A 26008-nucleotide genomic window follows, 5' to 3' on the forward strand; every position below is an offset into this window, starting at 1 on the left:
AGGGAGGCGTTTTGCCCAGCAACAGGCAGGCCAATTTGGCGCGCCTCTATGCGGCGAGCGCTTTGGCGTGCCTGCTTGCCTGCGCCGTGCCGTTGCCTGCCTTCGCTCAGGAAGTCGGCAAGATGACGACCAACGTTCCGGCCGGCTCGCAGATGCTGCTGGCCGCCGATACGCTGGTCTACAACAATGACAACCAGACGGTGACCGCTGTCGGTGGTGTGCAGATCGACTATGGCGGCAACCGCCTCGTCGCCCAGAAGGTCATATACGACCGCAACACCAAGCGGATGGTTGCCACCGGCAATGTTGAGATCGTCAACAGCGACGGCACCAAGATCAATTCGCAGCATATCGATATCACCGACGATTTCGCCGACGGTTTCGTCAACGCGCTGCGCGTTGAAACCATCGACAAGGCCTATTTCGCCGCCGAAAGCGCCGAGCGCATGGGCGGCGTGCTGACCACATTCCACAACGGTGTCTACACCGCGTGCGAACCGTGCGAGGACAAGCCCGACAAGGCGCCGACCTGGCGCGTGAAAGCCAGGAAGATCATCTGGAACGGCGAGAAGAAGACGGTTCGCTTCGAGAATGCGAATTTCGAATTCTTCGGCTTTCCCCTCGCCTACCTGCCAGCGTTCGAGATCGCCGACCCGACGGTGAAGCGCAAGAGCGGCTTCCTGATCCCCAGCATCAACTACAACAGCCACCTGGGGTACAGCGTCAAGATTCCCTATTATTTCGCACTTTCGCCGACATATGACCTGACGGTGACGGGAAGCGGCTATACCAAGCAGGGTTTCCTCGGAGAGGCCGAGTGGCGCCAGCGTTTCAACAATGGCGAATACAGTTTCAAGATCGCCGGGATCCAGCAGCAGAATCCCGACGCTTTCGTCGACGCCTCCGGCCACAATGTCGATTCGGGCGCAGCGGGCGATCCAAACAAGTTCCGCGGCATGATGGGCACGCAGGGACAGTTCGCCATCAACGAACGCTGGAAGTTCGGCTGGGACGTTCTGCTGCAGACCGACAAGGACTTTTCGAGCACCTATAATATCGACAAGTACAACGCAGCCGTGCATCAGTCGACGGTCTACCTGACGGGCCTCAATGGCCGTAACTATTTCGACGTGCGTGCAATGCATTTCGACGTTCAGGAAAACACTATCGACAGCACCGCGCGCAGCGGCCAGCAGCCCTGGGTGCTGCCTTCTCTCGACTACGCTTACATTCCCGACGTGGCGGTCGCCGGCGGGCAGCTGTCTTTAAATGTCAATACGCGGGTCCTCCGCCGCGATGATCTCGATGACGGCACGACTACGCCTACGGTGCGCGTGCCCGGCATCGCGGGCGAATCAGGACGTCTCACGGCCGAGGCCGAGTGGAAGCGGAGCTTTGTCACCGACGACGGGCTGGTGCTGACACCGTTGCTGGCGCTGCAGGGCGACGTCGATTACCTTAACGCATCATCGGCCTCGCTCGCCGCCGTCAACCAGATGGCGACAAATTTGGGTGAGCAGGACGATATGCGTTCGTCGTTCGCCCGCTACATGGCAACCGCCGGGCTCGAAATGCGTTGGCCGCTGCTGTTTTCGATGGCCAGCGGATCCAGCCATGTCATCGAGCCGATGGCGCAGGTCTTTATGCGTCCGAACGAACAATATGTCGGCGGCCTCTCCATTCCGAACGAAGACGCCCAGAGCATGGTGTTCGACGCGACCACCCTGTTCGAACGCGACAAGTTCTCCGGTTATGACCGCATCGAAGGCGGCTCGCGCGCCAATGTCGGCTTCCGCTATTCCGGCTCCTACATCAATGGCTGGGGCACCAATGCCATCTTCGGCCAGTCCTATCAGATTGGCGGCGAGAACTCCTTCGCCGCGCCGGATCTGGTCAATGTCGGCGCCTATTCGGGCCTTCAGACCACCAAGTCCGACTATGTCGGTCTGTTCGGTATCAACAGCCCGAATGGATTCGCGGCCTCGGTCAGCGGCCGCTTCGACGAACAGACCTTCGAGGTTCGCCGCGCCGAGTTGAGGGCCGCCTATTCAGGCCTGCCGGTGTCGTTGAGTGCCAGATACGCCTTCATCCAGGCCCAGCCGCTCTACGGTTTCACCACCGACCGTCATGAGGTCACACTGGGTGCCTCCACGCATCTGGCCCAGAACTGGCGCGTGTTCGGGACAGGAACCTATGATCTGCAGGAAAGCCTGCTGGTCAAGGATGGGGTCGGCTTCGCCTACAACGATTCCTGCTTCACCTATCTGATGACGTACTCGCAGTCGCGTGACCTGAACACCAGGGAAGTGACGCAGAGCATCGGCTTCAACCTGTCGTTCCGCACCCTTGGCGACTTCGGCTCGTCGACCAGCGCAATCGACACCATCCAATAGCCGGCGAGACATCGTTTCGCCGCATAGGGCTGGCACGGATTCGCGCACCCGGGAGAGGACGAAATTGGGCGGAACCGGGATAGAATTGGGATGCTAATGATGAGGAAATACCTCTTTTCAGCAGGGTTCGCGCTGCTTGTGGCGGCGACATCCGTGTCGATGACCGTCATGACGCCGCCGGCTTTCGCCAGCGAGATCAAATACATCGTCAACGACATACCAATCACGTCAGGCGATATCGCGCATCGCGCCGCCTTCTTTAAGCTGCAGCGCAAGAAGGGCGATGCCGCCCAGGAAATGATCGACCAGACGCTGCGCATGGCCGAGGCCAAGCGGCTTGGCATCCGCATCAGCGACGCCCAGGTCGAGGCCGCCTATCAGCGCTTTGCTTCCGGCAACAAGATGCAGCTCGCCCAACTCGACGGCGTGATGGAGAAATCCGGCGTCGGCAAGGACCATTTCAAAGAGTTCATCCGCGCCCAGATGGCCTGGAACCAGGCCTTGAGTGCGCGTTACCGTTCCGGCGAAGGCGGCAGCGTGACCGAACAGGACGCCGTCAGGCGCATGCTCGACAAGGGCGGGGCCAAACCGAGCGCCACCGAGTACATGCTGCAGCAGGTCATCTTCGTCGTGCCCGCCGCCGAACGCAGCGCGACGCTGGCCAAGCGCAAGCGCGAGGCCGATGCCATGCGCGCCCGCTTCAACGGCTGCACCACGACGCGCGAATTCGCCAAGGGCCTCATCGACGTCACCGTTCGCGATCTCGGACGGGTGCTGGCGCCGCAATTGCCGCCGGACTGGGCCGACCAGATCAAGGCGACCAAGGTCGGCAGCGCCACCACCACGCGCGAAACCGATCGCGGCGTCGAGTTCATCGGCATCTGCTCGTCGCGCGAAGTATCCGACGACAAAACAGCCCAGATGGTGTTCCAGAGCGAAGGCTCCAACGACAAGGCCGCCGACGATCTCAGCAAGAAATATGTCGACGAGCTGAAGGCGAAAGCCCGCATCGTCAAGCGCTGACGTGAAGAGCGCGATGACCGCGCTGGCGCTGAGCGTCGGCGATCCATCCGGCATCGGCCCCGAAATCGCCATCGCCGCCTTCCTGGCGCGCGAGGCAGTTGGTCTGCCCGCCTTCTATCTTTTGGCCGATCCGACGCTGATCGCCTCGCGGGCAAGCCAGCTGGGCGTGTCGGTGCCGATCGTCGAGACGATACCGGCGCAAGCGGTGCAGATTTTCGCCCATGCCTTGCCGATCGTTCCACTGGCGGCCCAGTTCGTCGACAGCCCCGGCCGGCCGGATCCGGCCAATGCGGCCGGCACCGTCGAGGCCATCGACCGCGCGGTCGCCGCCTGCCTTGCCGGCGACGCCGCCGCCGTCGTCACCTGCCCGATCGCCAAGAAGCCGCTCTACGACGCCGGGTTCCGCTTTCCCGGCCACACCGAATATCTGGCGCACCTGGCAGCCCGGCACAGTGGTGTCGACGCAATGCCGGTGATGATGCTGGCGGGTCCTGACCTGCGCACGGTTCCCGTAACCATCCACATCGCTCTCGCCGAGGTGCCGAAGACCCTGACCACCGAGCTGATCATCGCGACCGCGCGCATCACCGCGGCCGACCTCGCCGGCCGCTTCGGCATCGCCAGGCCGAGGCTCGCCATCGCCGGCCTCAATCCGCATGCCGGCGAAGGCGGTTCCATGGGCCTGGAGGACGAGCGTATCGTGCGCCCGGCAGTCGACATCCTGCGCGCCGAAGGCATCGATGCTTTCGGCCCGCTGCCGGCCGACACGCTGTTCCATGCGCGGGCGCGGGCAAGCTATGACGTGGTACTGTGCATGTATCACGACCAGGCCTTGATCCCGGCCAAGACGCTGGCCTTCGACGAGGCGGTCAACGTCACGCTCGGCCTGCCCTTCATCCGCACCTCGCCAGACCACGGCACTGCCTTCGACATCGCCGGCAAGGGCATTGCGCGGCCCGACAGCCTGATCGCGGCGCTGAAGCTCGCCAGAAGGCTCGCCGACACCGACGCAAAGGCGGTGGCTGCATGAGCGCTGCCGTTTCGGGTCCGAACGCATGAGCATCGACGGTCTGCCGCCGCTGCGCGACGTCATCGAGCGCCATGGGTTGCAGGCGAAAAAGGCGCTTGGCCAGAATTTCCTGCTCGACCTCAATCTGACCGGCAAGATCGCACGCAGCGCCGGCGATCTGACAGACGCCACGGTGATCGAGGTTGGTCCGGGGCCCGGTGGGCTGACAAGGGCGCTGCTTTCCAACGGCGCCCGCCGGGTCGTCGCCATCGAGCGCGATGAGCGCTGCCTGGCTGCCCTTGCCGAAGTCTCCGCTCACTATCCCGGCCGGCTGGAGGTGATTTCAGGCGACGCACTGAAGACCGACTTCGCCGCCCTCGCTTCGGCGGCCGCCGGAGACAGTGGTCAGGTGCGGATCGTCGCCAACCTGCCCTACAATATTGGCACCGAGCTGCTGGTGCGGTGGCTGACGGTCCCGGCCTGGCCGCCCTTCTACGCCTCGATGACGCTGATGTTCCAACGCGAAGTGGCCCAGCGCATCGTCGCCGCGCCCGGCAGCGACGCCTATGGCCGGCTTGGCGTGCTGGCCGGCTGGCGCACGCAGGCCAGGATCGCCTTCGATGTGCCGCCCCAGGCCTTCACACCACCGCCCAAGGTCACCTCTTCGGTGGTGCATCTGGAGCCGCGCACGACACCCCTGCCCACTGACGTGAAGAAACTCGGCCGCGTCACAGAAGCCGCCTTTGGCCAACGCCGAAAGATGCTACGACAGAGTGTGAAGAGCCTCGGCGGCGAGGCCTTGCTCGAGCGCGCGGGCATCGATCCGACCCGCCGCGCCGAAACGCTCAGTGTCGAGGAATTCGTGCGACTGACCAATGCGGTGTAGCACCGGCAGCTCTGGAATCGCGACGAAGCAGGCATAGATAGTCCGGCGAGCATGCCGGAGAAACCAAATGCCTGCCTATATTATTTCCGATGTCACGATCCGCAACGAAGAGGCGTTCCAGACGTACCGCTCACGCGCAGCAGCTTCCATCGCCCAGTATGGTGGACGCTACCTCGTACGCGGCGGCCAAGTGGAAACGCTGGAAGGCGAGTGGCATCCGACACCGCTGATCGTCGTCGAATTTCCTGACATCGAGCAGGCACGGCGCTGGTACGCATCCGCCGAGTATGCCGCGGCACTGGAGGTGCGCGACGCCGCACTCAGCCGCGATCTGATCCTGGCCGACGGCATGACGCCCTGAAGCCAGCCAGAGCAATTCCAGGAAAAGTGTGAACGGTTTTCCCCGGGAAAAGCGCGTAGGGCTTTCCCTCGGGAATGGAGTGCGCCCCTCGGAGCGGACAGGATCAGGCGGCAGTTTTGACCATCTTCCGGGCGTGTTGGTCTTCGAACTGTTGCGGGCTGAGATAGCCGAGCGCTGAGTGCAATCGGCGAGTGTTGTAAACCTCATCAATGAAGCGGGGAAGATCCTCAGCGACGTCGGTGAAGGTTTCATAGGCCATCGGATAGATGGCTTCGACCTTCATCGTCTTCATGAAGCTTTCCGCTTTGGCATTATCGTAGGGATTGCCGCGCCGACCCATCGATCCAATAAGATCGTGCTCGGCGAGAAGCTTGCGATAGAGGAGCGCGGCATATTGCGCGCCTCGATCCGAGTGATGGACGCAGCCCGGCGGCGGCTTTCGCCGTTCGATTGCCGCCTTCAATGCTGCAACGGTCAAGCGCGCGTCGATCGACCGGCCGATGGCGTAACCAACGACCTTGCGGGACCAGGCATCCAAGATGACCGCGACGTAGACGAAGCCTGCCGCAATCGCCACGTAGGTTATGTCGCTTACCCAAAGCCGGTTCGGGCCATCGAGTGTCACGTCCTTCGCCAGGTTCGGGAAGATCGGCAATTCATGATTGCTGTCCGTGGTGGCGATGAAGCGTCGCCTGATCCTGGGCTGCAGATCATGCTCGCGCATCAATCGTCTGACCTTCTTGTGGTTCACGACAATGCCGCTCTGCCGCAGCGCCGCCTGCATGCGGCGATAGCCCGTAGGCTTCGAAGCTGTCGGAGATCTCACCCATCGTCTCGACGAGCGCTGTGTCATCCACGGCGGTTTCGGGCTGATCGTAGTAGGTTGATCGCGCGATCCCCATCAGCCGGCATCCTTCAGCGATGGAGACACCGCGGGGCCGGTGATCACGGATGTAGGTCCGCTTCTGGGACGTGGTGCGCTTTTCAGAGCCCCCTTTAGAAACTCGATTTCCAAGGCTTGCCGGCCTACCAGCCGCTCCAGCGCGGCGATCCGAGCCTCATAGGTCTGCATCGTCTCGGCCGCCGCTACATCCTCGTCGAAGGCGCCGGCCTCGTATTTCTGGACCCAGATACGGATCAGGTTACGCGCTAGTTCGTGCCGCCTGGCCAGACCATGAAGCGTCTCACCGGAGAGGAACTCTTGCACTACCTGACGTTTGAACTCGATGCTGTGCGCGCGATGTGCAGTCATGGCTTCCATCCTTCGAAAGCCCGGCTTCCAAGTCAATTCTGCTTAGTCAATCTGTCCGCTCCGAGGGGCGCACTCCAGAATTGCCTCAAAACAAAGAGTTAGAGCGGGTCGCCGTTTTCGTGAAACGGTGAACAGCTCTAGACGGTTTTCTCGTCCAGCAACCCCGAGACGAAATCGAAGAGACCGGGCCGGCGGTCCCGCCGCAATCGTTCGGCGACGACGATGCCGCGCACCTCAGCGAAGGCGCGGTCGAGATCGTCATTGACGATGACGAAATCATATTCCTTCCAGTGCTCGATCTCGTTGCGGGCGTTCTTCAGCCGCGTCTCGATCACCGCTTCCTGGTCCTCGGCCCGGCGCTTCAGCCGCGCCTTCAATTCCTTCATCGATGGCGGTAGGATGAAGATGGAGACGATGTCGGCACGCATCTTCTCCTTCAGCTGCTGTGCGCCCTGCCAGTCGATGTCGAACAGCATGTCGCGGCCTTGCGCCAACGCCAGTTCGGCGGGTTCGCGCGGTGTCGCATAGCAATTGCCGTGCACCTCGGCCCATTCAAGCAGCGCGTCGGAATCGCGCAGCCGCTCGAAGTCGCGCATGGTGCGGAAATGGTAGTGAACACCCTCGATCTCTGAGCCGCGGCGCGGTCTGGTGGTGACCGAGACCGACAGTTCGAGGCTGGAATCGCTTTCCAGGAGGTTGCGCGCGATCGTCGACTTGCCGGCGCCGGATGGCGACGACAGCACGAGCATCAGCCCCCGGCGGCGGATGCGGGACCCCAAATCCCTGGGAACCATCGGTTCCTTGGCGACCATCGGCTACTCCAGATTCTGGACCTGTTCACGAAACTGGTCGACCACGGCCTTCAGTTCCAGTCCGATCGCGGTGACGGCTGCGGCGTTCGACTTCGAGCACAGCGTATTCGATTCGCGGTTAAATTCCTGTGCCAGAAAATCGAGCTTACGGCCGACGGCGCCGCCGCCCTCAAGCAGGGCCCGGCCAGATGCGACATGCGTTTTCAGCCGGTCGATCTCTTCGCGGATATCAGCCTTGGTGGCGAGGAACGCCGCCTCCATGTGCAGCCTGCTCGCATCCAGATTGGCGGACGCGTCCATCAGCAGCCTGACCTGCTCGGCGATGCGTTCACGGATCGCCGTGGTCTCGCGAGACGGATCCGCCTCCGCGCGCAACGTCAGTGCCTCGATGGCGTCGATGTGGCCGGATAGCAGCAAAGTCAGTGCCGCACCCTCGCCCTGCCGTGCCTGCTCCAGCCCTTTCAGTGCCACGTCGAGCGCAGCCATGATGGCGATGTCGAGCGCGGCGCGCGCCTCTTCGGTTTCCATGGTTTCGGTAATGTCGAGCACGCCACGCAGCGACAGCAACCCGTCAGCCGACGCGGGGGCAACGCCGAATTGTTCCTGCAGCCGCTTCGCCAGCCCAGCAAGGTCCTTTAGAAAGGCCTCGTTGACAACGGGTTGCGCCTGCGCGCCGGCGGCGCGGCCGATGGTCAGCGTCGCCTGGAAATTGCCGCGGGCGAAACGCTTCTGCAGCGTTTGCCTGACCGTCGGCTCCAGCCGCTCGAAACCTTGCGGCAGCCGCAGCCGCACCTCGACGCTCTTGCCGTTGACGGACTTGACCTCCCAGGCGATCGAAGTGCCGTCATGCTCGGCGACGGCACGCGCAAACCCGGTCATGCTCTGCAAATTCATGTCGCCTGCACACCCCTGGCGCATCACCCCAAAGCCAGTTTTCCGGACGGGGCAAGTGCTGCTTAAAACAACCACGCCGCGGGTGCGTCAAAATCGGACGCTTGGCGTTCCTTCAAATGTCAGGCTGTCGCCTTTCGGGCAACGCCTTTCTTCGTCTTACTGGGCGTCACCCGCATCGCCGCCGGCATCGCTATTGTCGCCACCGGTGCTGTCGCTGCCGTCGGCAGGCTTGTCGGTAGCGGGCTTGTCATCGGCAGGCTTGTCGGTAGCAGGCTTGTCGGCATTGCCGTTTGTACCAGAGGCAGCAGCGGCCTTGGCCGCGTCATCGGCCTGCTTCTTCTGCAACGCACGATAACGGGCGACGTTCTCATTGTGCTCATCCAGCGTCGCGGCAAAGACGTGACCGCCCGTGCCGTCGGCGACGAAATAGAGATCGTCGGTCTTCGATGGATTGGCCACGGCCTCAAGTGCTGCACGGCCCGGATTGGCGATAGGCGTCGGCGGCAGGCCGCTGATCACATAGGTGTTGTAGGGCGTCTGCTTCTGAATGTCCGACTGGTAGATCGGGCGGTCCGCAGGCTTTCCCTTGCCGCCGAACAGACCATAGATGATGGTCGGATCGGATTGCAGGCGCATGCCCTTGGCCAACCGGTTGAGGAAGACGGCGGCGACGCGCGAACGCTCGTCACCCCTGCCGGTTTCCTTCTCGACGATCGAGGCCAGGGTGACGAAGTCCTCGATATTGGCGAGCGGCAGGTCCGGCGCGCGACGCTGCCAGACCTCGTCGACCAGCTTCTTCTGATCGGCCACCAGCTTGTCGATCATCTGCTGACGCGTCGCGCCGCGCGTGAAGCGCAGCGTGTCGGTCGCAAGGCTACCCTCGGGGGGCGTTGTCGACGGCATGTCGCCACTCAAGGCGGGCTCGTCGGCAATACGCTGCAGGGCCTGCTCAACCGTCAGCCCTTCCGGAATGGTCAGCGAGTACATCACCGACTTGCCGCTCTTCAGAAGCTCCATGATGTCGCGCATGGATGCCCGGGGTTTGATCTCGTATTCGCCGGCCTTGAGCGCGGAATCGTTGCCGAAGGCACGCACGCCAAGGCGGAAGACGCGGGCATCGCTGATCAGCCCACGGCGCTCAAGCTGGTCGGCGATGTCGGCGACGCCGGTGTTCGGCTTGACCAGGAAGGTGTCGCCATTGGCCGAGGGACCGGCTTCGGTGAATTCCTGCTTGCCGAAGTAAAGCGCCGCACCCGCCGCCAGAACCATCAGCATCACCAAGGAGATGACGAAGTTCATGAACACGACGACCTGGCTGCGCGAAGCGCGCGAGCGCTTCGGCGGCGGCGTTCCGGCTTCCGGCCGCAAGGCCTCGCTGGCTGTCTTCGGCACGATCGGCCCGGTATTCGCCGGCCGTTGCCCGAATTCTCCGTTGCCCGCCGGATTTGTGTTCATTTCGCCCTACCGTTTGATCTCTCAACGAATCCCCTGCGGCAGAGTAGGGGCGAATATGGCAAAATTGACGACATGCCCAATCATCGCCCGGCAGCCGGGCGATCAGCCATTGTAGCGCTGGAACACAAGCGAAGCGTTGGTGCCGCCGAAACCGAAGGAATTGGACAGCGCCACGTCGATCTGGCGAGCCCGCGGCTTGTTCGGCACCAGGTCGATCGCGGTTTCGCGCTCCGGGTTGTCGAGGTTGATGGTCGCCGGCGCGACATTGTCCCGGATCGCGAGGATCGAGAAGATCGCTTCGGCGGCACCCGCCGCGCCCAAGAGATGGCCGATCGACGACTTGGTCGATGACATCGAAATCTTCGACGCCGCATTGCCGACCAGCCGCTCGACGGCGCCGAGTTCGATCGTGTCGGCCATGGTCGAGGTGCCGTGCGCGTTGATGTAGTCAACATCGGCGGGCGTAAGCTTGGCCCGGTTCAACGCCGCAGTCATGCAACGGAACGCCCCGTCGCCGTCTTCAGCCGGAGCCGTGATATGATAGGCATCGCCGGTGAGACCGTAGCCGGTCACCTCGGCATAAATCTTCGCACCGCGCGCCTTGGCGTGCTCGAGTTCTTCAAGCACCACGACACCGGCGCCCTCGCCCATGACGAAGCCGTCGCGGTCACGGTCATAGGGACGCGACGCCGTCTGCGGCGTGTCATTGCGATCGGTCGACAGCGCCCGGCAGGCGGCGAAGCCGGCGATCGACAGCCGCGTCACCGGCGCCTCGGCGCCACCGGCGACCATGACGTCGGCATCGCCCCACATGATCAGCCGGGCAGCATCGCCAATGGCGTGCGCGCCGGTCGAACAGGCCGTGACGACGGCATGGTTCGGACCTTTCAGCCCGTGCCGGATCGAAACCTGGCCGGAGACGAGATTGATGATCTGGCCCGGGATGAAGAAGGGGCTGATGCGGCGCGGGCCGCGTTCCTTGAGGATCATCGCGTTCTCGGCGATGCCCTCGATGCCGCCAATGCCCGAACCGATGAGCACGCCGGTGGCGCATTGCTCTTCGTGGGTCTTGGGTTCCCAGCCGGAATCCTTCAGCGCCTCATCGGCGGCGGCAATCCCGTACAGGATGAAGTCGCCGATCTTGCGCAATTCCTTCGGCTCGAGCACGGCCTCGGGATTGAAGGTGGCATTGCTGCCGTCACCACGCGGAACGACGTGGGCGATCTTGCAAGCAAGATCCTCCACCTCGAACTCGGTAATGCGCTTGGCGGCGCTGCGGCCGGTCAGAAGTTCCTTCCAGCTGTGCTCGAAGCCCATGCCGAACGGCGACAACAACCCTAGGCCCGTGACGACGACACGCCTCATCGCAGGTCCTCCCCGGTGATGACTGCGGAAAGCGTCAGGCCGAAGCCTTGTCGATGTACTTCACCGCATCGCCGACCGTCAGGATGGTCTCGGCTGCGTCGTCGGGAATCTCGACGCCGAATTCTTCTTCGAACGCCATGACGAGTTCGACCGTGTCGAGGCTGTCAGCGCCCAGATCATCGATGAAGCTCGCCTGCTCCGTCACTTTGTCGGCATCGACGCCAAGGTGCTCGATGACGATCTTCTTGACGCGCTCTGCGGTGTCACTCATTTGGGGCATCCTCGTCTTTTGTTTGTCTGTCTTCGTTAGCGGGCAGAATGCCGCTAATCAAGCTGAAAGATGGTCCTGCCGGAAACGCTACGGCCACGGACCGGTTTTTGCCCGAACCGCCGGGTTGCGGGCCGCATTACACGAAAAATGGCTGAGGTCCAAGGCGAAATGGTCTCTTTTCACAGCCCCGCCGTATCCGTCAAATCATAGCCATGCCGCCGTTGACATGGATGGTCTGGCCGGTGACGTAGGCGGCTTCGTTGGAGGCGAGGTAGGCAACGGCGGACGCCACTTCAACACTCGTGCCCATGCGGCGCGTCGGAATCGCCGCCATGATCGCTTCTTTCTGCTTGTCGTTGAGCTTGTCGGTCATGGCCGATTCGATGAAGCCCGGTGCAACGCAGTTGACGGTGATGTTGCGGGTGGCGATCTCCTGCGCCAGTGATTTGGAGAAGCCGATCATGCCGGCCTTGGAGGCGCAGTAATTGGTCTGGCCGGGATTGCCGGTGACGCCAACCACCGAGGTGATGTTGATGATACGGCCATGGCGGCGGCGCATCATTGGATGGGTGAGTTCGCGGGTCAGCCGGAAAACGGCGGTCAGATTGACTTCGAGCACGCTATCCCAATCGGCGTCCGACATACGCACGAACAGGCCGTCCTTGGTGATGCCGGCATTGTTGACCAGGATATCGACGCCTTCGAGCTCGGCCTCCGCCTTCTGGCCAAGCGCCTTGACCTCGTCGCGGATCGACAGATTGGCCGGGAACAGTTTGACCCGGTCGCCAAGTTCGCCTGCCAAGGTCTCCAGTTTCTCGATGCGGGTGCCGTGCAGGCCGACAATGGCGCCTTGCGCATGCAGTACGCGGGCAATCGCCTCGCCGATGCCTCCCGATGCTCCGGTGACGAGTGCCTTGCGGCCGGTCAGTTCGAACATTTTTGTCTCCTGATCTGAGAGAACAGCCTTCACACGGAAGGGGTCAAATCGCCAGTGGATTATGCAAGTGCGGCCAGCGCGGCCTCGACATCGGCCGATGTGCCGACCGACGCGGTAGCGATGTCGCGGTTGATGCGCCGTGCCAGGCCCGACAGCACCTTGCCGGCGCCGATCTCGTAAAGCGCGGTGACGCCGTTGGCGCCGAACCATTCCACCGTTTCGCGCCAGCGCACGCGGCTGGTTATCTGCTCGACCAGGCGCCGCGCGATCTCGTCGGGATCACTGGTCGGGGTCACGGTGACGTTGGACAGCACGGGCACCGCCGGCGCATGCTTCGTTACCCCGGCGAGCGCGTCGCGCATGACATTGGCCGCCGGCGCCATCAGCGCCGAATGGAAGGGCGCCGAGACCTGCAGCATCAGCGCCCGCTTGGCGCCCTTTTCGGTGCACAGTTTCGCCGCCAGTTCGACCGCGGCCTTGGCGCCGGAAATCACCAGCTGGCCGCCGCCATTATCGTTGGCGATCTGGCAGACCTTGCCGGCCCCTTGCGCGGCCTCGGTGCAAGCGGCTTCGACATCCGCCTGCTCCAGCCCGATGATCGCCGCCATCGCGCCCTCGCCGGCCGGCACCGCCGCCTGCATGGCGTTGCCGCGAATGCGCAGCAGCCGGGCGGCATCGGCAACGGAAACAAAACCCGCGGCGGCAAGGGCCGATATTCGCCCAGCGAATGGCCGGCGACATAGGCGACCTTGTCCTTCAGCGAGAAGCCGCGCGCTTCCAGCGCCCTGATCGCCGCCAGTGACACCGCCATCAGCGCCGGCTGCGCATTGGCCGTCAGCGTCAAGGTCTCTTCCGGACCTTCCCAGATCAGCTTCGACAGGTTTTCGCCGAGCGCGTCGTCGACTTCCTGAAAGATCCTGCGTGCCTCGGGAAAGGCATCGGCGAGATCCTTGCCCATGCCGACAGCCTGGCTGCCTTGTCCCGGAAAGGTGAATGCAATGGCCATGCGAGGGCTCTCCAAGACTGGTTGTGCTTGCCTGATAACACGCGTTTTTCCTGCCTGTGGCGCAAGGCAGGCCGCCAAGTCAAGCCCGGTTCAGCCCAGTCCCGAGTCGGAACCATGCGCCGAGTGCCTGTTCCGAAAGGCTTTTTGGCGATCACTCCTGATGAAAACCGCTCACGAATCGTTTGCTGGCTCTTCTTATTTCCGCCACAGGCGCTAGCTTCGCGTGACAATTATATGACAATCGCGTGACTTGGGTTGTCGCTGGGTGGGAAGTTAAAGTGGCAAAGAGTTCGAAACGCGCAGGTAAAGCCGCGCCTCAGTTCCTGGAAGACGATCCGTCCACCGGCTATCTGCCGGGCCGGAGATGGCCTGTCGTCCGTTACGGATTGATCAGCCTGGCGATCGCAACCATCCTGGTGTTTGCCATCGAATTGATCGTACGCGGCGACTTTGCCGGCACGGTCTCCTTCTTCCTGCAGCCGCTCAAGCCGGGCTGGACGACCATCGTCGTGTTCGCGCTGATCCTGATCGGCCTCGACGCCGTGCTCGGCCGCAGTCATCAAAGCCTGATGATCGTCGCGCCATTGACCCTGTCGCTGGCCTTTGTCGGCCACCAGAAATCGCATTATCTCGGCGATCCCCTCTATCCGACTGACTTTCTCTACGCCCGCCAGATCGCCGCCCTGCTGCCGCTCCTGGTGCGTGACCGGCCGATGACCGCGCTCGCCATGGTCGTCGGCATCGTCGCCGGCCTGTCGCTGCTCGTCTATGGCTGGCGGCTGTGGCGCCGCAAGGTTCCCGCACTCAGCCGCAAGGGCCGCCTTGCCCGGCTGACGCTGGCCGTGCCGCTGCTCGCCTTCTTCGTTTCGATCATGGACTATGCCACCTTCTCGTGGACCAGGGATCGGCTGCAGATCATCCCGATCATGTGGGACCAGAAGGAAAACTACGCCTCGAACGGCTTTGCGCTCGCCTTCGCGCTCAACGTGCCGATGGCGCATGTCTCGGCACCATCAGGCTATTCAGACAAGGCGATCGCGGCGATCGACCGGCCGCAGGTGACGGCCTCGGTACCCGACGAAAAGCCCGACATCATCGTCGTCATGAGCGAATCCTTCTGGGACCCGACCAAGCTGCCCGGTGTCACCATCACGCCGGATCCCATTCCCACCGTGCGGGCGTTGCGTTCCGGTTCGATGTTCTCGCCCGAGTTCGGCGGCATGACCGCAAACATCGAATTCGAGGCGCTGACCGGTTTTTCCAACGCCTTCCTGCCGGCCGGCAGCATCCCCTACCAGCAATATGTGCGCACGCCGACGCCTTCGATGGCGACCTTCCTGAAGAGCGAGGGCTACCGCGCGCGCGCCATCCATCCCGGCACCAACTGGTTCTGGAACCGCGGCGCGGTGTACGCCGATTTCGGGTTCAACGATTTCAAGTCGGAAGAGACACTGCCGCCCATGGAAAAGCGCGGACCGCTGGCATCGGACGCGGCGATGACGGACGAGATCATCCGCGAAGCCGACGCCAGTGACGACCCGGTGTTCTTCTTCGCGGTCAGCCTGCAGAACCATGGTCCTTATGAACCGAACCGCTACTACAACCCGACCCACTCGGTGCAGGCGCCGATCAGCCAATGGGCGCGCGACTCGCTGCTGAGCTATGCGGAGGGTTCAGCCGACGCGGACCGCGGCCTTGAACGGCTGATCGAATGGGCCAAGAAGCGCTCCCGCCCCACCGTCATCGCCTTTTTCGGCGACCATCTGCCGCCACTGGGGCCAGTCTATGTCGAAACCGGCTTCCTCAAGGACAATGTCGCACCCCGCAAGGAAGCAACGCCGCAAGACGCATTGGAGCATCATCAGACGCCACTGATCATCTGGTCGAACCGCTCCGGTTCGGTCGAGAACCTTGGCGCGGTGAGCCCGGCCTTCCTGCCCTATCATATCCTCACCACCGCGGGGATTACCCATCCCTACTACACGGGCTTCCTGGGCGAGATGCGGGAACGTTACCGCGTCGTCGACCGCAACCTGCTGCTGACCCCGGCCGGCGAGGCCACGCCCGACTGGTCGCGTAAAAGGAGATCGACCCGGCGATCCGCGATTTCCGGCTCATCCAGTACGACATGATGTTCGGCAAGCGCAGCGCTGCGCCCGACTTCTTCCCCGAGACGGTCGACAAGGTTGTCGCCCATACGAGTTGAAGGGTTCCGATCCCTTCAGATGTAGCGGCCTCTCGAGATTGAGCGCTCAATTCGTCAATTGCAGCTTCGAGAACTTGTTGGCGATTTGCTGAAAAACGTTCGGCAGTTTTGCCGGATCGTTGACGGCATAATAGCCGCTGGGGTCGGAAGCGCAGGCGCTGTAGAGCGTGCGGTTGGCGGCGGTATCCGACTGCAGCACCATTGTGTAGATTTGCACGCCCTCGTTCTTCAACTGCGTGCAGACGCTCTTGGTCCAGCCGTCGACATTGCGCGCCGCAGTCGTCTGGTTGTCCGACCCGAAGCGGCCACCCGCCAGATAGCCATAGGATGTGTAGTCGGACTTGGTCGGCTGATTGCTGGCGCCATAGACGACATTCTCGCCATCGGTAAGCAGCATGACGATCTTGCTGACGCCCGGCGTCTTGAATGGCACCCCGTCGGTATAGGGCGCGCCGGGTGACAGCACGCGCATGCCCCACGACAGCCCCTCGGAGACGTTGGTGCCGGAACCGTTCCACTCCGTCATCTGGCTCGCCGCCTTGCGCAATTTGTCGAAATCATCGGTCAGGGGAACGACAGGGGTTGGGCAGGAGCGATTGGGGCCAACGGTGATCGCGCTGCCGGTCTCGGTGACGATCTTGTTCGTCGACGCGACATATTTGGCGATCTTTTCCAGGTCCGCGCCCAACAGTGCGTCGACCACGCTGCCAAGCCGGCCGCTGAGGTCGATGCCCAGTATGTTGACGCCCGGCTCGGCGAGTTTAACCTTGTCGATGGTGTCGTCGAGGTACGAATTGTTGTAGCCGGTGGCCGAGTTGCCGTAGGAGCCTGACGGCTTGGTGGCAGGCGCCGGATCGTCGGGAGCGAAGTAAGGGACGAACAGCGTGTCGGGTTTGTTTGGATCCGGCGGCGTATCAGAGACGTTGTAGGCGCCGGGGCGAGCCTCGACGCAGCCTTTCCATCCGGTATCTTTCCATCCGCCCTTCAGCCCCAATTGCTTGAACAGCGCCATATGGTTCGGCCGCTTGCCATCGATGACGGGGAAATTGATGCCGTTGGTCGAGGATTTGCCGTCCATGTCGATCCAGGACGGATCGAACCCGTCGCCATTGACATTGACCGCCGTGACGAAGGGAACCAGCGAGGCACGAACCTGGCGCGTCGGTGATTTTGTCGCCTCGAGCGTGTCCAGCAGTGACTTCGTCGCCGTTCTCAACGCCGTCATGCGGGCGCCGGCCATCGAGCCGGTATTGTCCAGCACCAGCACGACTTCGAGCTGATTGTTCGATTCGACAGCCGAGGCATCGACGACGATGAGTTTGTTCTCGCCGAACAGGAAGGCGAAGTTCAACTTGACGTCCGCCGAGGCGACAGCTTTCGTCTTGATGTAGTTGACGCCTTTGTCGACGGTCAGCGTCGCCTGCGCGTTGGCGAGTTCGCCATGCCCGGCGATGTTGGCCTGAAAATAGCGATTGAAAGCGTCGGTACGTGTGATGTCGAGATCGCCGAGATGCGAGGAGGCAAGATTTGCGGAGTCGAGCGCATTCTGCAGGTTGCTCTTGGCTCGCATGATGGTGGACACGTCGACCGCGAAGGCCACGGCCGACAGGATGGCCGGCAGGCCGAGCCCCATCAGAAGCGCGAAATTGCCGCTCTTCGAGCGCCAGAATCTGTTGAGAAGCATCCTTACCCCCGGAAATGCTTACCGCTTGATCTGCGCGGATTGCCCGGGCTTTTGCGCCTTCCATGATGAATCGACCGTTGACGGCGAGGGCGCAACCCTGCACAACCTGACATTGTGGTTAAGGGCCGGTTGCCGGGAAATCATCGCCTTCTGGCGCTGCTGCTTGATTTTCAGGGCCCCTGCGACATCGGGAACGCACCTTGCCCTTGCCTTATCAGCGGATTGCTGTATAGACGCCCGCAATCTGCCGGTCCTTGCTGGGGGCTGAACGGAGGGCCGTAGGTTTTTCAAAAAACCTTCGTGTGAAGCCAGAAGTGTTTCCGCCTCCCGTGTCTCCGCTCTCGACCGTCTCGAAATGCTCCTTTCTTCCCCGTACCCTTCAAGGGTTTGCGGGTCAGAGAAGTTGCAGAGGCTTTAGCCGCCGGGAACCGGGAGAGAAACGAAGAAAGGCACTGAACCATAATGGCTCTTTACGAACATGTGTTTCTTGCCCGGCAGGACCTCTCGCAGCAGCAGGTCGATGCGCTTGTCGAACAGTACAAGGGCGTCATCTCCGCGAATGGCGGGTCCGTCGGCCGGGTCGAGAACTGGGGACTGAAGTCCCTCACCTACCGGGTCAACAAGAACCGGAAGGCATACTACACGCTCATGGACCTCAACTGCCCGCCGGCAGCGCTCAACGAGATGGAGCGCCAGATGGGTCTGTCCGAGGACGTCCTGCGTTTCCTGACCATCAAGGTCGAGGCGCATGAGGAAGGTCCTTCGGCCATGATGCAGAAGCGCGAAGAGCGCTCCGAGCGCGGCAGCTTCGGCGACCGCGACCGTGGCGATCGTGGCCCGCGTTCGTTCGGCGACCGTGATCGCGGCGACCGTGGCGATCGTCCGCCGCGCAGCTTCGGTGGCGACGCCGGTGCTGATCGTGGTCCGCGCCGTCCGCGCGAAGGCTTTGAAGGGGGTGCAGAATAATGGTCGACATCAACCAGATCCCGACCCGGCGCCCGTTCCATCGTCGCCGCAAGACCTGCCCGTTCTCCGGCGCCAACGCGCCCAAGATCGACTACAAGGACGTGCGTCTGCTGCAGCGCTACATTTCCGAGCGCGGCAAGATCGTGCCGTCGCGCATCACCGCCGTCAGCCAGAAGAAGCAGCGTGAACTCGCCAAGGCGATCAAGCGCGCCCGCTTCCTCGGCCTGCTGCCCTACGTGGTCCGCTAATGCTCTCGAACGGGCGGTTCGCCGCCCGTTCCTTTCGCCGGCCATGACGGGCATGACCGGTTCAGCCATCAAATCCCGAGTTGAGGTCAAGGCCTCTAACTGCCGCGACAGGCAGGACAGCGACACCGGCGGCAACGCCCCTTTTGCTTCCTGACCTGTTCCAGAGAATTCGGCGCCTGCCTTAATGGACAGACGCCCAGCCAAAAGGAACAAAACCATGGAAGTCATTCTTCTCGAACGCGTTTCCCGCCTCGGCCAGATGGGCGATACCGTCAAGGTCAAGGACGGCTTTGCCCGTAATTTCCTGCTGCCGCAGGGCAAGGCGCTGCGCGCCAACGAAGCCAACAAGAAGAAGTTCGAAGGCCAGCGCGCCCAGCTCGAGGCCCGCAATCTCGAGCGCAAGTCGGAAGCTAGCCAAATTGCCGAAAAGCTCGACGGCAAGAGCTTCATCGCGGTCCGTTCGGCCGGCGAGACCGGTCAGCTCTACGGTTCGGTGTCGACACGCGACATCGCCGATCTGGTGACGGCGGAAGGTTTTTCGGTCAACCGCAACCAGATCCTGCTCAACCAGCCGATCAAGACCATCGGTCTCACCAATGTGGCGATCGCGCTGCATCCGGAAGTCGAAGTCACCATCACGCTCAACATCGCCCGCACGGCCGATGAAGCCGAGCGTCAGGCCAAGGGCGAGACGCTGACCACCGCCGAAGCCATCTATGGCGACGACATCAACGACAATGCGCGGCCGGAGAACTTCTTCGATCCGAACACTGAGTTCGAGGGCGGCGAAGACAACGCCTGATCGCGTACGACAAGCGAGGAGCGGCGCTCCGATCACTTTGTCGTCATCCAGCCTTTCTGGACCAATGCCCGGGCCTCTCGCCCGGGCGTTTTTGTACCAAATGGAACTTTTCGAACCCCTATATATTGTTGCAGAATTAAGGCAGCCAGTCTGACCGTGAGGGGACATTTGGTTATGAACATCCTGCTGAAGCGCGTTCTCGATCGCCTGGTGCGCACGGGGAATCTCAAGGTGACCGGGCCCAAAGGCGCCACCTTCGTCTTCGGCGACGGCAGCGGCGAACCGGTGCACATGCACATCAAGACCCGACACGCCGAACGCGCCATCACCTTCGATCCGATGCTGGCGGTGCCTGAATCCTACATGGACGGCGAACTCGACATTCTCGAAGGCGGCGTGCTCGGACTGATGCGTATTGCCTTCCAGAACATGGGCAGCGGCGGCATCGACGCAACCTGGTCGAAAGCCATAGAGGGCCTGCGCCATGCCTTTCGCCGCCTGCAGCAGATCAACACCACCTCGCGCTCGCGCCGCAACGTGCAGCGCCACTACGATCTGTCGGGCGACCTCTACCGGCTCTTCCTCGATGAGGACATGCAGTATTCCTGCGCCTATTTCGAACAGCCGGACATGACGCTCGACGAGGCGCAGGCTGCCAAGAAACGGCACATCGCCGCCAAGCTCAGGCTGAAGCCCGGCCAGACTGTGCTCGACATCGGCTCCGGCTGGGGCGGGCTTGGCCTCTATCTCGCCAAGGCGTTCGACGTCGACGTGCAAGGCGTGACGCTGTCGACCGAACAGCATGGCGTCGCCACCGACCGGGCGCATGCGCAAGGCCTGGAAAACCATGTCCATTTCGAGCTGAAGGATTATCGCGAACTCAACGAGCGCTTCGACCGCATCGTTTCGGTCGGCATGTTCGAACATGTCGGCGTGAACCACTTCAGGACCTTCTTCGACAAGGCGGCAACATTGCTGAAGCCCGATGGCGTCATGCTCCTGCATACGATCGGCCGTTCCGGCGTGCCGTGGGCGACCAGCGCCTTCATCCGCAAGTATATTTTCCCGGGCGGCTACATACCGGCCATGTCGGAGGTGCTGCCGGCGATCGAGAAGTCGGGCCTCGTGGTCACGGACGTCGAGATCCTGCGGCTCCACTATGCCGACACGCTGAAGCACTGGAGCCAGCGCTTCGACGCCAATCGCGACAAGGCCAAGGCGATCTACGACGAACGCTTCTGCCGCATGTGGGAATTCTATCTGGCCGCCTCGGAAGCCGCCTTCCGCTGGCAGGATCTGGTCATCTTCCAGTTCCAGATCGCCAAGAAGAACGACACGCTGCCGATGACCCGCGACTATATGGCCAAATGTGAAAAGGCGCTGGAATTGCGCGACATGGGCCGCCGCGAAGCTGCTCCCGTGGAGAAGCCCGCAAAGCCCGCCCGGCGCCGCAAGGTGGCGGAGTAGAAACGCCGTTCCCCATTGGCGCTTGCCATTCTCGGCCCCTGCCCGAAAAAGGCCTCGTGATCGTCGCGAGGCCTTTTTCATGACCTATCTCCTCTATGCCGCCGCGGCCTTGGCCGAGATCGCCGGCTGTTTTTCGGTATGGGCCTGGTGGCGGCTGGAAAGATCGCCGCTGTGGCTGGCACCGGGCTTCGTCTCGCTGCTTCTGTTCGCCTGGCTTCTGGCACTGGTCGACACCAATGCCGCAGGCCGCGCCTATGCCGCTTATGGCGGCATCTACATCGTCGCCTCGCTGGCCTGGCTGTGGCTGGTGGAGGGCGTGCGGCCCGACCGGTGGGATCTTGGCGGCGCGGCGCTTTGCATAGCCGGCGCCTCGAACATTCTGCTCGCACCGCGAGGAGCATAGCGTGGAGTTGCCGGCCTCTCTTCGACAAGCTGTCGATCGCATCCTGGAAAAAGTTCCGCTGCCAGAACTGAAGCAGGCGGCGAAAACCCTGTCGGACCGCTACCGCGCCGAACTGCGCGACGGCCGCCTGCACATGGCACAGGACATGGCGGTCAGGGCCTATCTGGCGACACGGCTGCCGGCGACCTATGCCGCGGTCCGCGCCAGCCTAGACACGCTGAACGCAGCCCGGCCGGATTTCATGCCGAAAACCCTACTCGATGTCGGCGCCGGTCCTGGTACGGTGCTTTGGGCCACCAGCGAGCTCTGGCCTGATCTCGAACAGGCCGTTTTGCTGGAAGCGAGTGCGGCGGTGCGCAAGGTCGGCGAGATGCTTGCCGCCAATGCCATCACAGCCCGAACGGTCTGGCAGGCCGGCGACGTCACAACAGACCTTGCCGATTTTCAGCCGGCAGACCTCGTCACCTGCGCCTATGTGCTGGACGAGATCGTGCCGGCATCGCTGCCCAAAATGGTCGACCGGCTATGGCAACTGACGACAGACACTTTGCTGATCATCGAGCCGGGCACGCCGGCGGGCTGGCAGCGGATTCTGGCGGTGCGCGCGCAGCTGATCGCGGCCGGCGCGCATCTGCTGGCGCCTTGTCCGCACGAGGCGCCGTGCCCGCTCGACCCGCCCGACTGGTGCCACTTTTCCCGCCGCGTCGCCCGCTCGCGCCTGCACCGGCTGGCCAAGGACGCAGAAGTGCCTTGGGAAGACGAGAAATTCATTTTTGTCGCCGCTTCGCGCCACCCGGCTGCCTCCCACGCCGCGCGGGTCATCGCACCGCCGAAATCCGGATCGGGCAAGGTTCTGCTCAAGCTTTGCCGGGAAGACGGCACGGCCACGGAGCAACTGTTCACCAAGCGTGACGGCGCGGACTTCAAGCTGGCCCGGCGGCTGGACTGGGGCGACAGGCTGGCGTCCGAATAGAGCGGCAACGGCATTCAGACAGCGCCGCCCAAGAAAAATTTCGCAGCAATGTCGAATCCAGGCTGGGCCGTTCGACCATTGGCGTTCTCGGGCCTTCCCGAGACGCCAAAGCGTCAAACATCAGCCAAGAGGAGAAACGCAATGAACTATATCGCAGGATTTGTCGCCGCCGTGCCCGCCGCCAGCAAGGAAGCCTATCGCAAGCATGTCGCCGAGGCGGCGTCGGTGCTGAAGGAATTCGGCGCGACCCGGATGATCGAAGCCTGGGGTGACGACGTCCCCGGCGGCAAGACCACCGACTTCAAGAGCGCCGTGAAGGCAACGCCGGACGAGGTCGTCACCTTTTCGTGGCACGAATATCTGGACAAGGCAGCGGCGGACGCCGCCTACCATACGATGATGAGCGATCCGCGTGTGGCGAAGATGGTCGCAACCATGCCATTCGACGGCCAACGCATGATGATAGGCGGCTTCACCTCAATCATCGACGAGGGCAGACCTGGCAAGGCCGGGTATATTGATGGCTCGCTGGTGCCGGTTCCCATCGCCAACAAGGCTACCTACCTTGCCGTGGCGGCGAAGCATGCCGCCGTGATCCGGGAATTCGGCGCCACCCGCATCGTCGAAGCCTGGGGCGACGACATCTCCGCGGGCGAGGTCACCGACTACAGGACAGCGGTGAAAGCGACAGACGGGGAAGCTGTCGTCTATGCCTGGGTCGAATGGCCGTCGAAGCAGGTTCGTGACGAAGGCTGGAAGAAGGTGATTGCCGATCCGCGCATGTATGCCGACATGATGCCCTACGACAACAATCGAAGGGTCCATGGCGGCTTCGCGCCGATCCTCGACGCCTGACCTCGGAAACCAGGAGACCATCATGCGCTATGCCTGTCTCATCTACTATCACCCTCAGGCACTCTTCGGCGGAAGCCCGCAAGCCAACGCCGCACTCGCCGAGTGCGCCGGATATGACGAGGTGCTGAAGGCCAGCGGCCACTTCGTCACCGGCGAAGCTCTGGTGCTGCCGGAACAAGCGATGACCTTGCAGGTTCGCGACGGCAAAATGTCGGCTGTCGACGGCCCGTTCATGGAGACCAAGGAAATCCTGGGCGGGATCGTCGTCATCGAAGCCCGTGACCTCAACGAAGCGGTGCGGGTGGCAAGCGGACATCCATTGGCCACGATCGGCCATATCGAAGTCCGTCCGATCGTCGACTTCAGCCAGCCTCGGCCTGTGCTGTGAACGCCGCCGGCACGCACGCTTGCCTGGAGACGGTGTACCGCACCGAGGCGCGGCGCGTGCTGGCGACCTTGATCCGCCTGCTCGGCGGTTTCGACGCGGCGGAGGAGGCCTTGCATGAGGCCTTCGCCGCCGCCGCCGAGCAATGGCCGCGCCAAGGCGTGCCGGCCAATCCCTATTCCTGGCTGGTCTCGGCCGGCCGCTTCAGAACCATTGATCGCTGGCGCCGGGAAGCGCGGCTGGCGAGCACCTTGCCGGAACTTTCGGCTTTGGCGGAACCGATGGTGGAACCGCCCATGCCCGAAGACATCGGGGACGATGAACTGCGGCTCATCTTCGTCTGTTGCCATCCAGCGCTGGCGCCGGACGCACGCATTGCCTTGACCCTGCGCGAGGTGGGTGGCTTGACCACCGAAGAGATCGCCCGCGCCTATCTGACACCGGCGCCGACCATTGCCCAGCGTATTGTGCGGGCCAAGGCAAGGATACGCGACGAGGCTATTCCCTACGAGGTGCCTGACCGCGGCGAACTGCCGGCACGCCTCGAGAGTGCGCTGCAGGTGATCTACCTGATCTTCAACGAAGGCTACGCGGCAACCCAGGGACCAAGCCTGACGCGCGCTGATCTGTGCGCCGAGGCGATCCGTCTCGGCCGGTTGGTGGTGGATCTGCTTGACCAGCCCGAAGCGCAAGGGCTGCTGGCGTTGATGTTGTTGCATGAAGCAAGGCGCGCGACACGGATCGATGCGAGCGGGGATCTCGTGTTGCTGGAAGATCAGGACCGGTCGCGATGGGATCGAAATTTGATTGCCGAGGCCGATGGGCTGATCAGCCAGGCGCTCGCTTCGCGACGCGTCGGGCCCTACATCCTGCAGGCGGCCATCGCGTCCGTTCATGCCGAATCGGCGAGCACGACTGAGACGGATTGGTCCCAGATCATCGCGCTCTACAATGTGCTGGAACGAGTGGCGCCCTCACCGGTGGTAGCGCTCAATCGGGCGGCGGCGCTCGGCATGCGCGACGGGCCACAGCCCGGCCTGGCGGCGATCGAAGACGTGATGGCACAAGGCGGCCTCGATGGCTACCACCTGGCGCATGCGGCGCGGGCCGATATGCAGCGGCGGCTTGGCCTGACAGAGGCGGCAAGAGCCTCTTATCTGCGGGCTCTCGAACTTGCCAGCCAGCCGGCCGAACGGCGGTTTATCGTGTCGCGACTTGGGCAGCTCTAGTTGTGGAACCTCAACAGGTTGTCCTCGGTTAGGCCGAGGCGGCTGATTGGTGTTTTGGACTTTAAGCTGCCGTGCGGTCGATGCCAATTGTATCGGTGCAGCCAGACGGGAAGTTCTCCGGCACGATGATCGGAGGTCGGGTAGGCAATGGCGTAGGCCCATTCCCTGAGCGCGGTCTGAATGAAGCGCTCTGCCTTGCCATTGGTCTTCGGCGTATAGGGCTTTGTGCGGATATGTTTGAGGCCAAGCTCGCGGCAGGTCGTGGCGAAGGCTTTCGATCTGTAGCACGAGCCGTTGTCGGTCATGACGCGCGCGACTGAGATACCAAGGCTGGCATAATAGGCCACCGCTGCCTTGAGGAAGGCGATGGCGCTTTCCTTGCGCTCGTCGGGCAGTATTTGCGAGAAGGCGACGCGCGAAGCGTCGTCGATGCAGACATGAACGAACTCCCAGCCCACGCCGCGACTGTTGGACTGGCCGGTGCGATCGCCGGTGATGCGGTGGCCAACCCGTTCAAATCGCCCGAGCTTCTTGATGTCGATGTGGATCATGTCGCCGGGATGCTCGCGTTCGTAGCGTCGGACCGGTTCGGCCAGCTCGATGTCTCTGAGCCGCGACAGTCCAGCACGCTTGAGAACCCGGCTGACGGTGGCGGGCGACACGCCGACCTCCATGGCTATGTGCTTGCCGGTCAGCCGCTGGCGGCGCAAGGCGACGATGCGCTCGGCCACGGCCTGTTCGGTCATGCTCGGCATGACGGTGGGCCGCGACGAGCGGTCGGCCATGCCTTTGCTGCCCTCGGCCTTGTAGCGCTCGACCCAGCGCGCCACGATCTTCGCCGACACACCATACGTCCGCGCCGCATTGGCTTTGGAAAAACCGCCTTCTATCACCGCCAGCGCCATCTCCTCTCGACGCAGCGGCGTCAGACGGGCATTCTTATGGATGTTCATTCGGACCCTCCCACGAGTGCTGAAGCCTGGTAACTCCAGTCTCCTCGGTCCGGTCCGAATGGACAACCTTCTGAAAGCTCACAGCTAGTGCTGCGATTCTGGCTGGACAAGCCTTGGAATTTTCTTGTTTCGTTCTTTCCGCGCCGGTATCTTTGACGCTCGATTCGTCAATC

25 protein-coding genes and 2 pseudogenes are annotated in these 26008 nt (G+C 62.8%); 16 read left to right on the top strand and 11 right to left on the bottom strand.

Annotated features, from left to right (window positions below; translation table 11 throughout):
- The first annotated feature begins 11 nt into the window (after positions 1-11).
- The 5 genes from AC0V7N_RS28580 (at position 12) to AC0V7N_RS28600 (ending at position 5672) form a co-directional block, all read left to right on the top strand.
- A complete protein-coding gene (locus tag AC0V7N_RS28580; protein ID WP_496627435.1) occupies positions 12-2393 on the top strand; it encodes an LPS assembly protein LptD in 2382 nt (793 codons plus the stop codon).
- 90 nt (positions 2394-2483) lie between these two features.
- Positions 2484-3416 carry a peptidylprolyl isomerase gene (locus AC0V7N_RS28585; protein ID WP_475451546.1) on the top strand — a complete coding sequence of 311 codons (933 nt, stop codon included), beginning with the start codon at positions 2484-2486 and terminating at the stop codon, positions 3414-3416.
- Between the two features lie 13 nt (positions 3417-3429).
- On the top strand, positions 3430-4446 hold the full coding sequence (gene pdxA / locus AC0V7N_RS28590; protein ID WP_475451547.1) for a 4-hydroxythreonine-4-phosphate dehydrogenase PdxA: 1017 nt from the start codon (positions 3430-3432) through the stop codon (positions 4444-4446).
- Between the two features lie 25 nt (positions 4447-4471).
- A complete protein-coding gene (gene rsmA, locus AC0V7N_RS28595; RefSeq protein WP_475451549.1) occupies positions 4472-5311 on the top strand; it encodes a 16S rRNA (adenine(1518)-N(6)/adenine(1519)-N(6))-dimethyltransferase RsmA in 840 nt (279 codons plus the stop codon).
- Positions 5312-5378: 67 nt separating this feature from the next.
- Positions 5379-5672 carry a DUF1330 domain-containing protein gene (locus AC0V7N_RS28600; RefSeq protein ID WP_475451550.1) on the top strand — a complete coding sequence of 98 codons (294 nt, stop codon included), beginning with the start codon at positions 5379-5381 and terminating at the stop codon, positions 5670-5672.
- 103 nt (positions 5673-5775) lie between these two features.
- Here the strand turns inward: AC0V7N_RS28600 and AC0V7N_RS28605 are convergent, their stop codons facing one another.
- The 5 genes from AC0V7N_RS28605 to mltG form a co-directional block, all read right to left on the bottom strand.
- Positions 5776-6498, bottom strand: coding sequence for an IS3 family transposase (locus AC0V7N_RS28605; protein ID WP_475451551.1), 723 nt, complete (start codon positions 6496-6498; stop codon positions 5776-5778).
- A gap of 75 nt (positions 6499-6573) precedes the next feature.
- Positions 6574-6924, bottom strand: coding sequence for a transposase (locus AC0V7N_RS28610; protein WP_183460044.1), 351 nt, complete (start codon positions 6922-6924; stop codon positions 6574-6576).
- 137 nt (positions 6925-7061) lie between these two features.
- Positions 7062-7718, bottom strand: a complete 657-nt coding sequence (gmk, locus tag AC0V7N_RS28615; RefSeq protein ID WP_172234850.1) for a guanylate kinase — start codon at positions 7716-7718, stop codon at positions 7062-7064.
- 21 nt (positions 7719-7739) lie between these two features.
- Positions 7740-8630 (bottom strand): YicC/YloC family endoribonuclease, encoded by an 891-nt coding sequence (locus AC0V7N_RS28620; RefSeq protein ID WP_475451553.1) that lies wholly within the window; start codon positions 8628-8630, stop codon positions 7740-7742.
- A gap of 156 nt (positions 8631-8786) precedes the next feature.
- Positions 8787-9929 (bottom strand): endolytic transglycosylase MltG, encoded by a 1143-nt coding sequence (gene mltG / locus AC0V7N_RS28625; protein ID WP_475451554.1) that lies wholly within the window; start codon positions 9927-9929, stop codon positions 8787-8789.
- On the opposite strand from mltG, the gene AC0V7N_RS28630 reads away from it, so the two are divergent.
- On the top strand, positions 9928-10200 hold the full coding sequence (locus tag AC0V7N_RS28630; protein ID WP_475451555.1) for a hypothetical protein: 273 nt from the start codon (positions 9928-9930) through the stop codon (positions 10198-10200). The two genes, mltG and AC0V7N_RS28630, sit on opposite strands and share 2 nt — an antisense overlap.
- Here AC0V7N_RS28630 and fabF read toward each other — a convergent pair.
- The 4 genes and pseudogenes from fabF to fabD all read right to left on the bottom strand — a co-directional run bounded on the left by fabF (position 10188) and on the right by fabD (position 13664).
- On the bottom strand, positions 10188-11450 hold the full coding sequence (gene fabF, locus AC0V7N_RS28635) for a beta-ketoacyl-ACP synthase II (RefSeq protein WP_172230506.1): 1263 nt from the start codon (positions 11448-11450) through the stop codon (positions 10188-10190). The two genes, AC0V7N_RS28630 and fabF, sit on opposite strands and share 13 nt — an antisense overlap.
- Before the next feature lie 34 nt (positions 11451-11484).
- Positions 11485-11721: an acyl carrier protein gene (locus AC0V7N_RS28640; protein WP_006203723.1), complete on the bottom strand. Its 237-nt coding sequence runs from the start codon at positions 11719-11721 to the stop codon at positions 11485-11487.
- Between the two features lie 199 nt (positions 11722-11920).
- Entirely contained in the window at positions 11921-12658 is a 738-nt protein-coding gene (fabG, locus tag AC0V7N_RS28645; protein WP_475451557.1) for a 3-oxoacyl-[acyl-carrier-protein] reductase, read from the bottom strand.
- A 59-nt stretch (positions 12659-12717) separates the two neighbouring features.
- A pseudogene (gene fabD / locus AC0V7N_RS28650) lies at positions 12718-13664 on the bottom strand (ACP S-malonyltransferase).
- A 245-nt stretch (positions 13665-13909) separates the two neighbouring features.
- Between fabD and AC0V7N_RS28655 the strand changes: the two are divergent.
- Positions 13910-15870, top strand: a pseudogene (locus tag AC0V7N_RS28655) (LTA synthase family protein).
- A 46-nt stretch (positions 15871-15916) separates the two neighbouring features.
- Here AC0V7N_RS28655 and AC0V7N_RS28660 read toward each other — a convergent pair.
- Positions 15917-17554, bottom strand: coding sequence for a pilus assembly protein TadG-related protein (locus AC0V7N_RS28660; protein ID WP_475451560.1), 1638 nt, complete (start codon positions 17552-17554; stop codon positions 15917-15919).
- Between the two features lie 462 nt (positions 17555-18016).
- Between AC0V7N_RS28660 and rpsF the strand changes: the two genes are divergently transcribed.
- The 9 genes from rpsF (at position 18017) to AC0V7N_RS28705 (ending at position 24882) form a co-directional block, all read left to right on the top strand.
- Positions 18017-18520: a 30S ribosomal protein S6 gene (gene rpsF / locus AC0V7N_RS28665; RefSeq protein ID WP_027045356.1), complete on the top strand. Its 504-nt coding sequence runs from the start codon at positions 18017-18019 to the stop codon at positions 18518-18520.
- Entirely contained in the window at positions 18520-18768 is a 249-nt protein-coding gene (rpsR, locus tag AC0V7N_RS28670) for a 30S ribosomal protein S18 (RefSeq protein WP_006203718.1), read from the top strand. The genes rpsF and rpsR overlap by 1 nt, the downstream gene beginning before the upstream one ends.
- Positions 18769-18985: 217 nt before the next feature.
- Positions 18986-19570 carry a 50S ribosomal protein L9 gene (rplI, locus tag AC0V7N_RS28675; protein ID WP_475451561.1) on the top strand — a complete coding sequence of 195 codons (585 nt, stop codon included), beginning with the start codon at positions 18986-18988 and terminating at the stop codon, positions 19568-19570.
- A gap of 174 nt (positions 19571-19744) precedes the next feature.
- Positions 19745-21037, top strand: a complete 1293-nt coding sequence (locus tag AC0V7N_RS28680; protein WP_475451562.1) for a cyclopropane fatty acid synthase — start codon at positions 19745-19747, stop codon at positions 21035-21037.
- 79 nt (positions 21038-21116) lie between these two features.
- On the top strand, positions 21117-21440 hold the full coding sequence (locus AC0V7N_RS28685; protein WP_475451563.1) for a YnfA family protein: 324 nt from the start codon (positions 21117-21119) through the stop codon (positions 21438-21440).
- 1 nt (position 21441) lies between these two features.
- On the top strand, positions 21442-22413 hold the full coding sequence (locus tag AC0V7N_RS28690; protein WP_475451564.1) for a small ribosomal subunit Rsm22 family protein: 972 nt from the start codon (positions 21442-21444) through the stop codon (positions 22411-22413).
- A gap of 141 nt (positions 22414-22554) precedes the next feature.
- Positions 22555-23268: a DUF1428 domain-containing protein gene (locus AC0V7N_RS28695; protein WP_475451565.1), complete on the top strand. Its 714-nt coding sequence runs from the start codon at positions 22555-22557 to the stop codon at positions 23266-23268.
- Between the two features lie 22 nt (positions 23269-23290).
- Entirely contained in the window at positions 23291-23656 is a 366-nt protein-coding gene (locus AC0V7N_RS28700; RefSeq protein WP_475451566.1) for a YciI family protein, read from the top strand.
- Complete coding sequence (locus tag AC0V7N_RS28705) at positions 23653-24882, top strand: RNA polymerase sigma factor (RefSeq protein WP_475451567.1); 1230 nt, start codon at positions 23653-23655, stop codon at positions 24880-24882. Before AC0V7N_RS28700 ends, AC0V7N_RS28705 begins: the two co-directional genes overlap by 4 nt.
- Here AC0V7N_RS28705 and AC0V7N_RS28710 read toward each other — a convergent pair.
- The gene (locus AC0V7N_RS28710; RefSeq protein WP_475451568.1) at positions 24879-25835 is read right to left on the bottom strand and encodes an IS481 family transposase; all 957 of its coding nucleotides are present in this window, start codon (positions 25833-25835) and stop codon (positions 24879-24881) included. The two genes, AC0V7N_RS28705 and AC0V7N_RS28710, sit on opposite strands and share 4 nt — an antisense overlap.
- Positions 25836-26008: the final 173 nt, after the last annotated feature.

The sequence above is a fragment of the Mesorhizobium kamtschaticum genome (assembly GCF_056174585.1).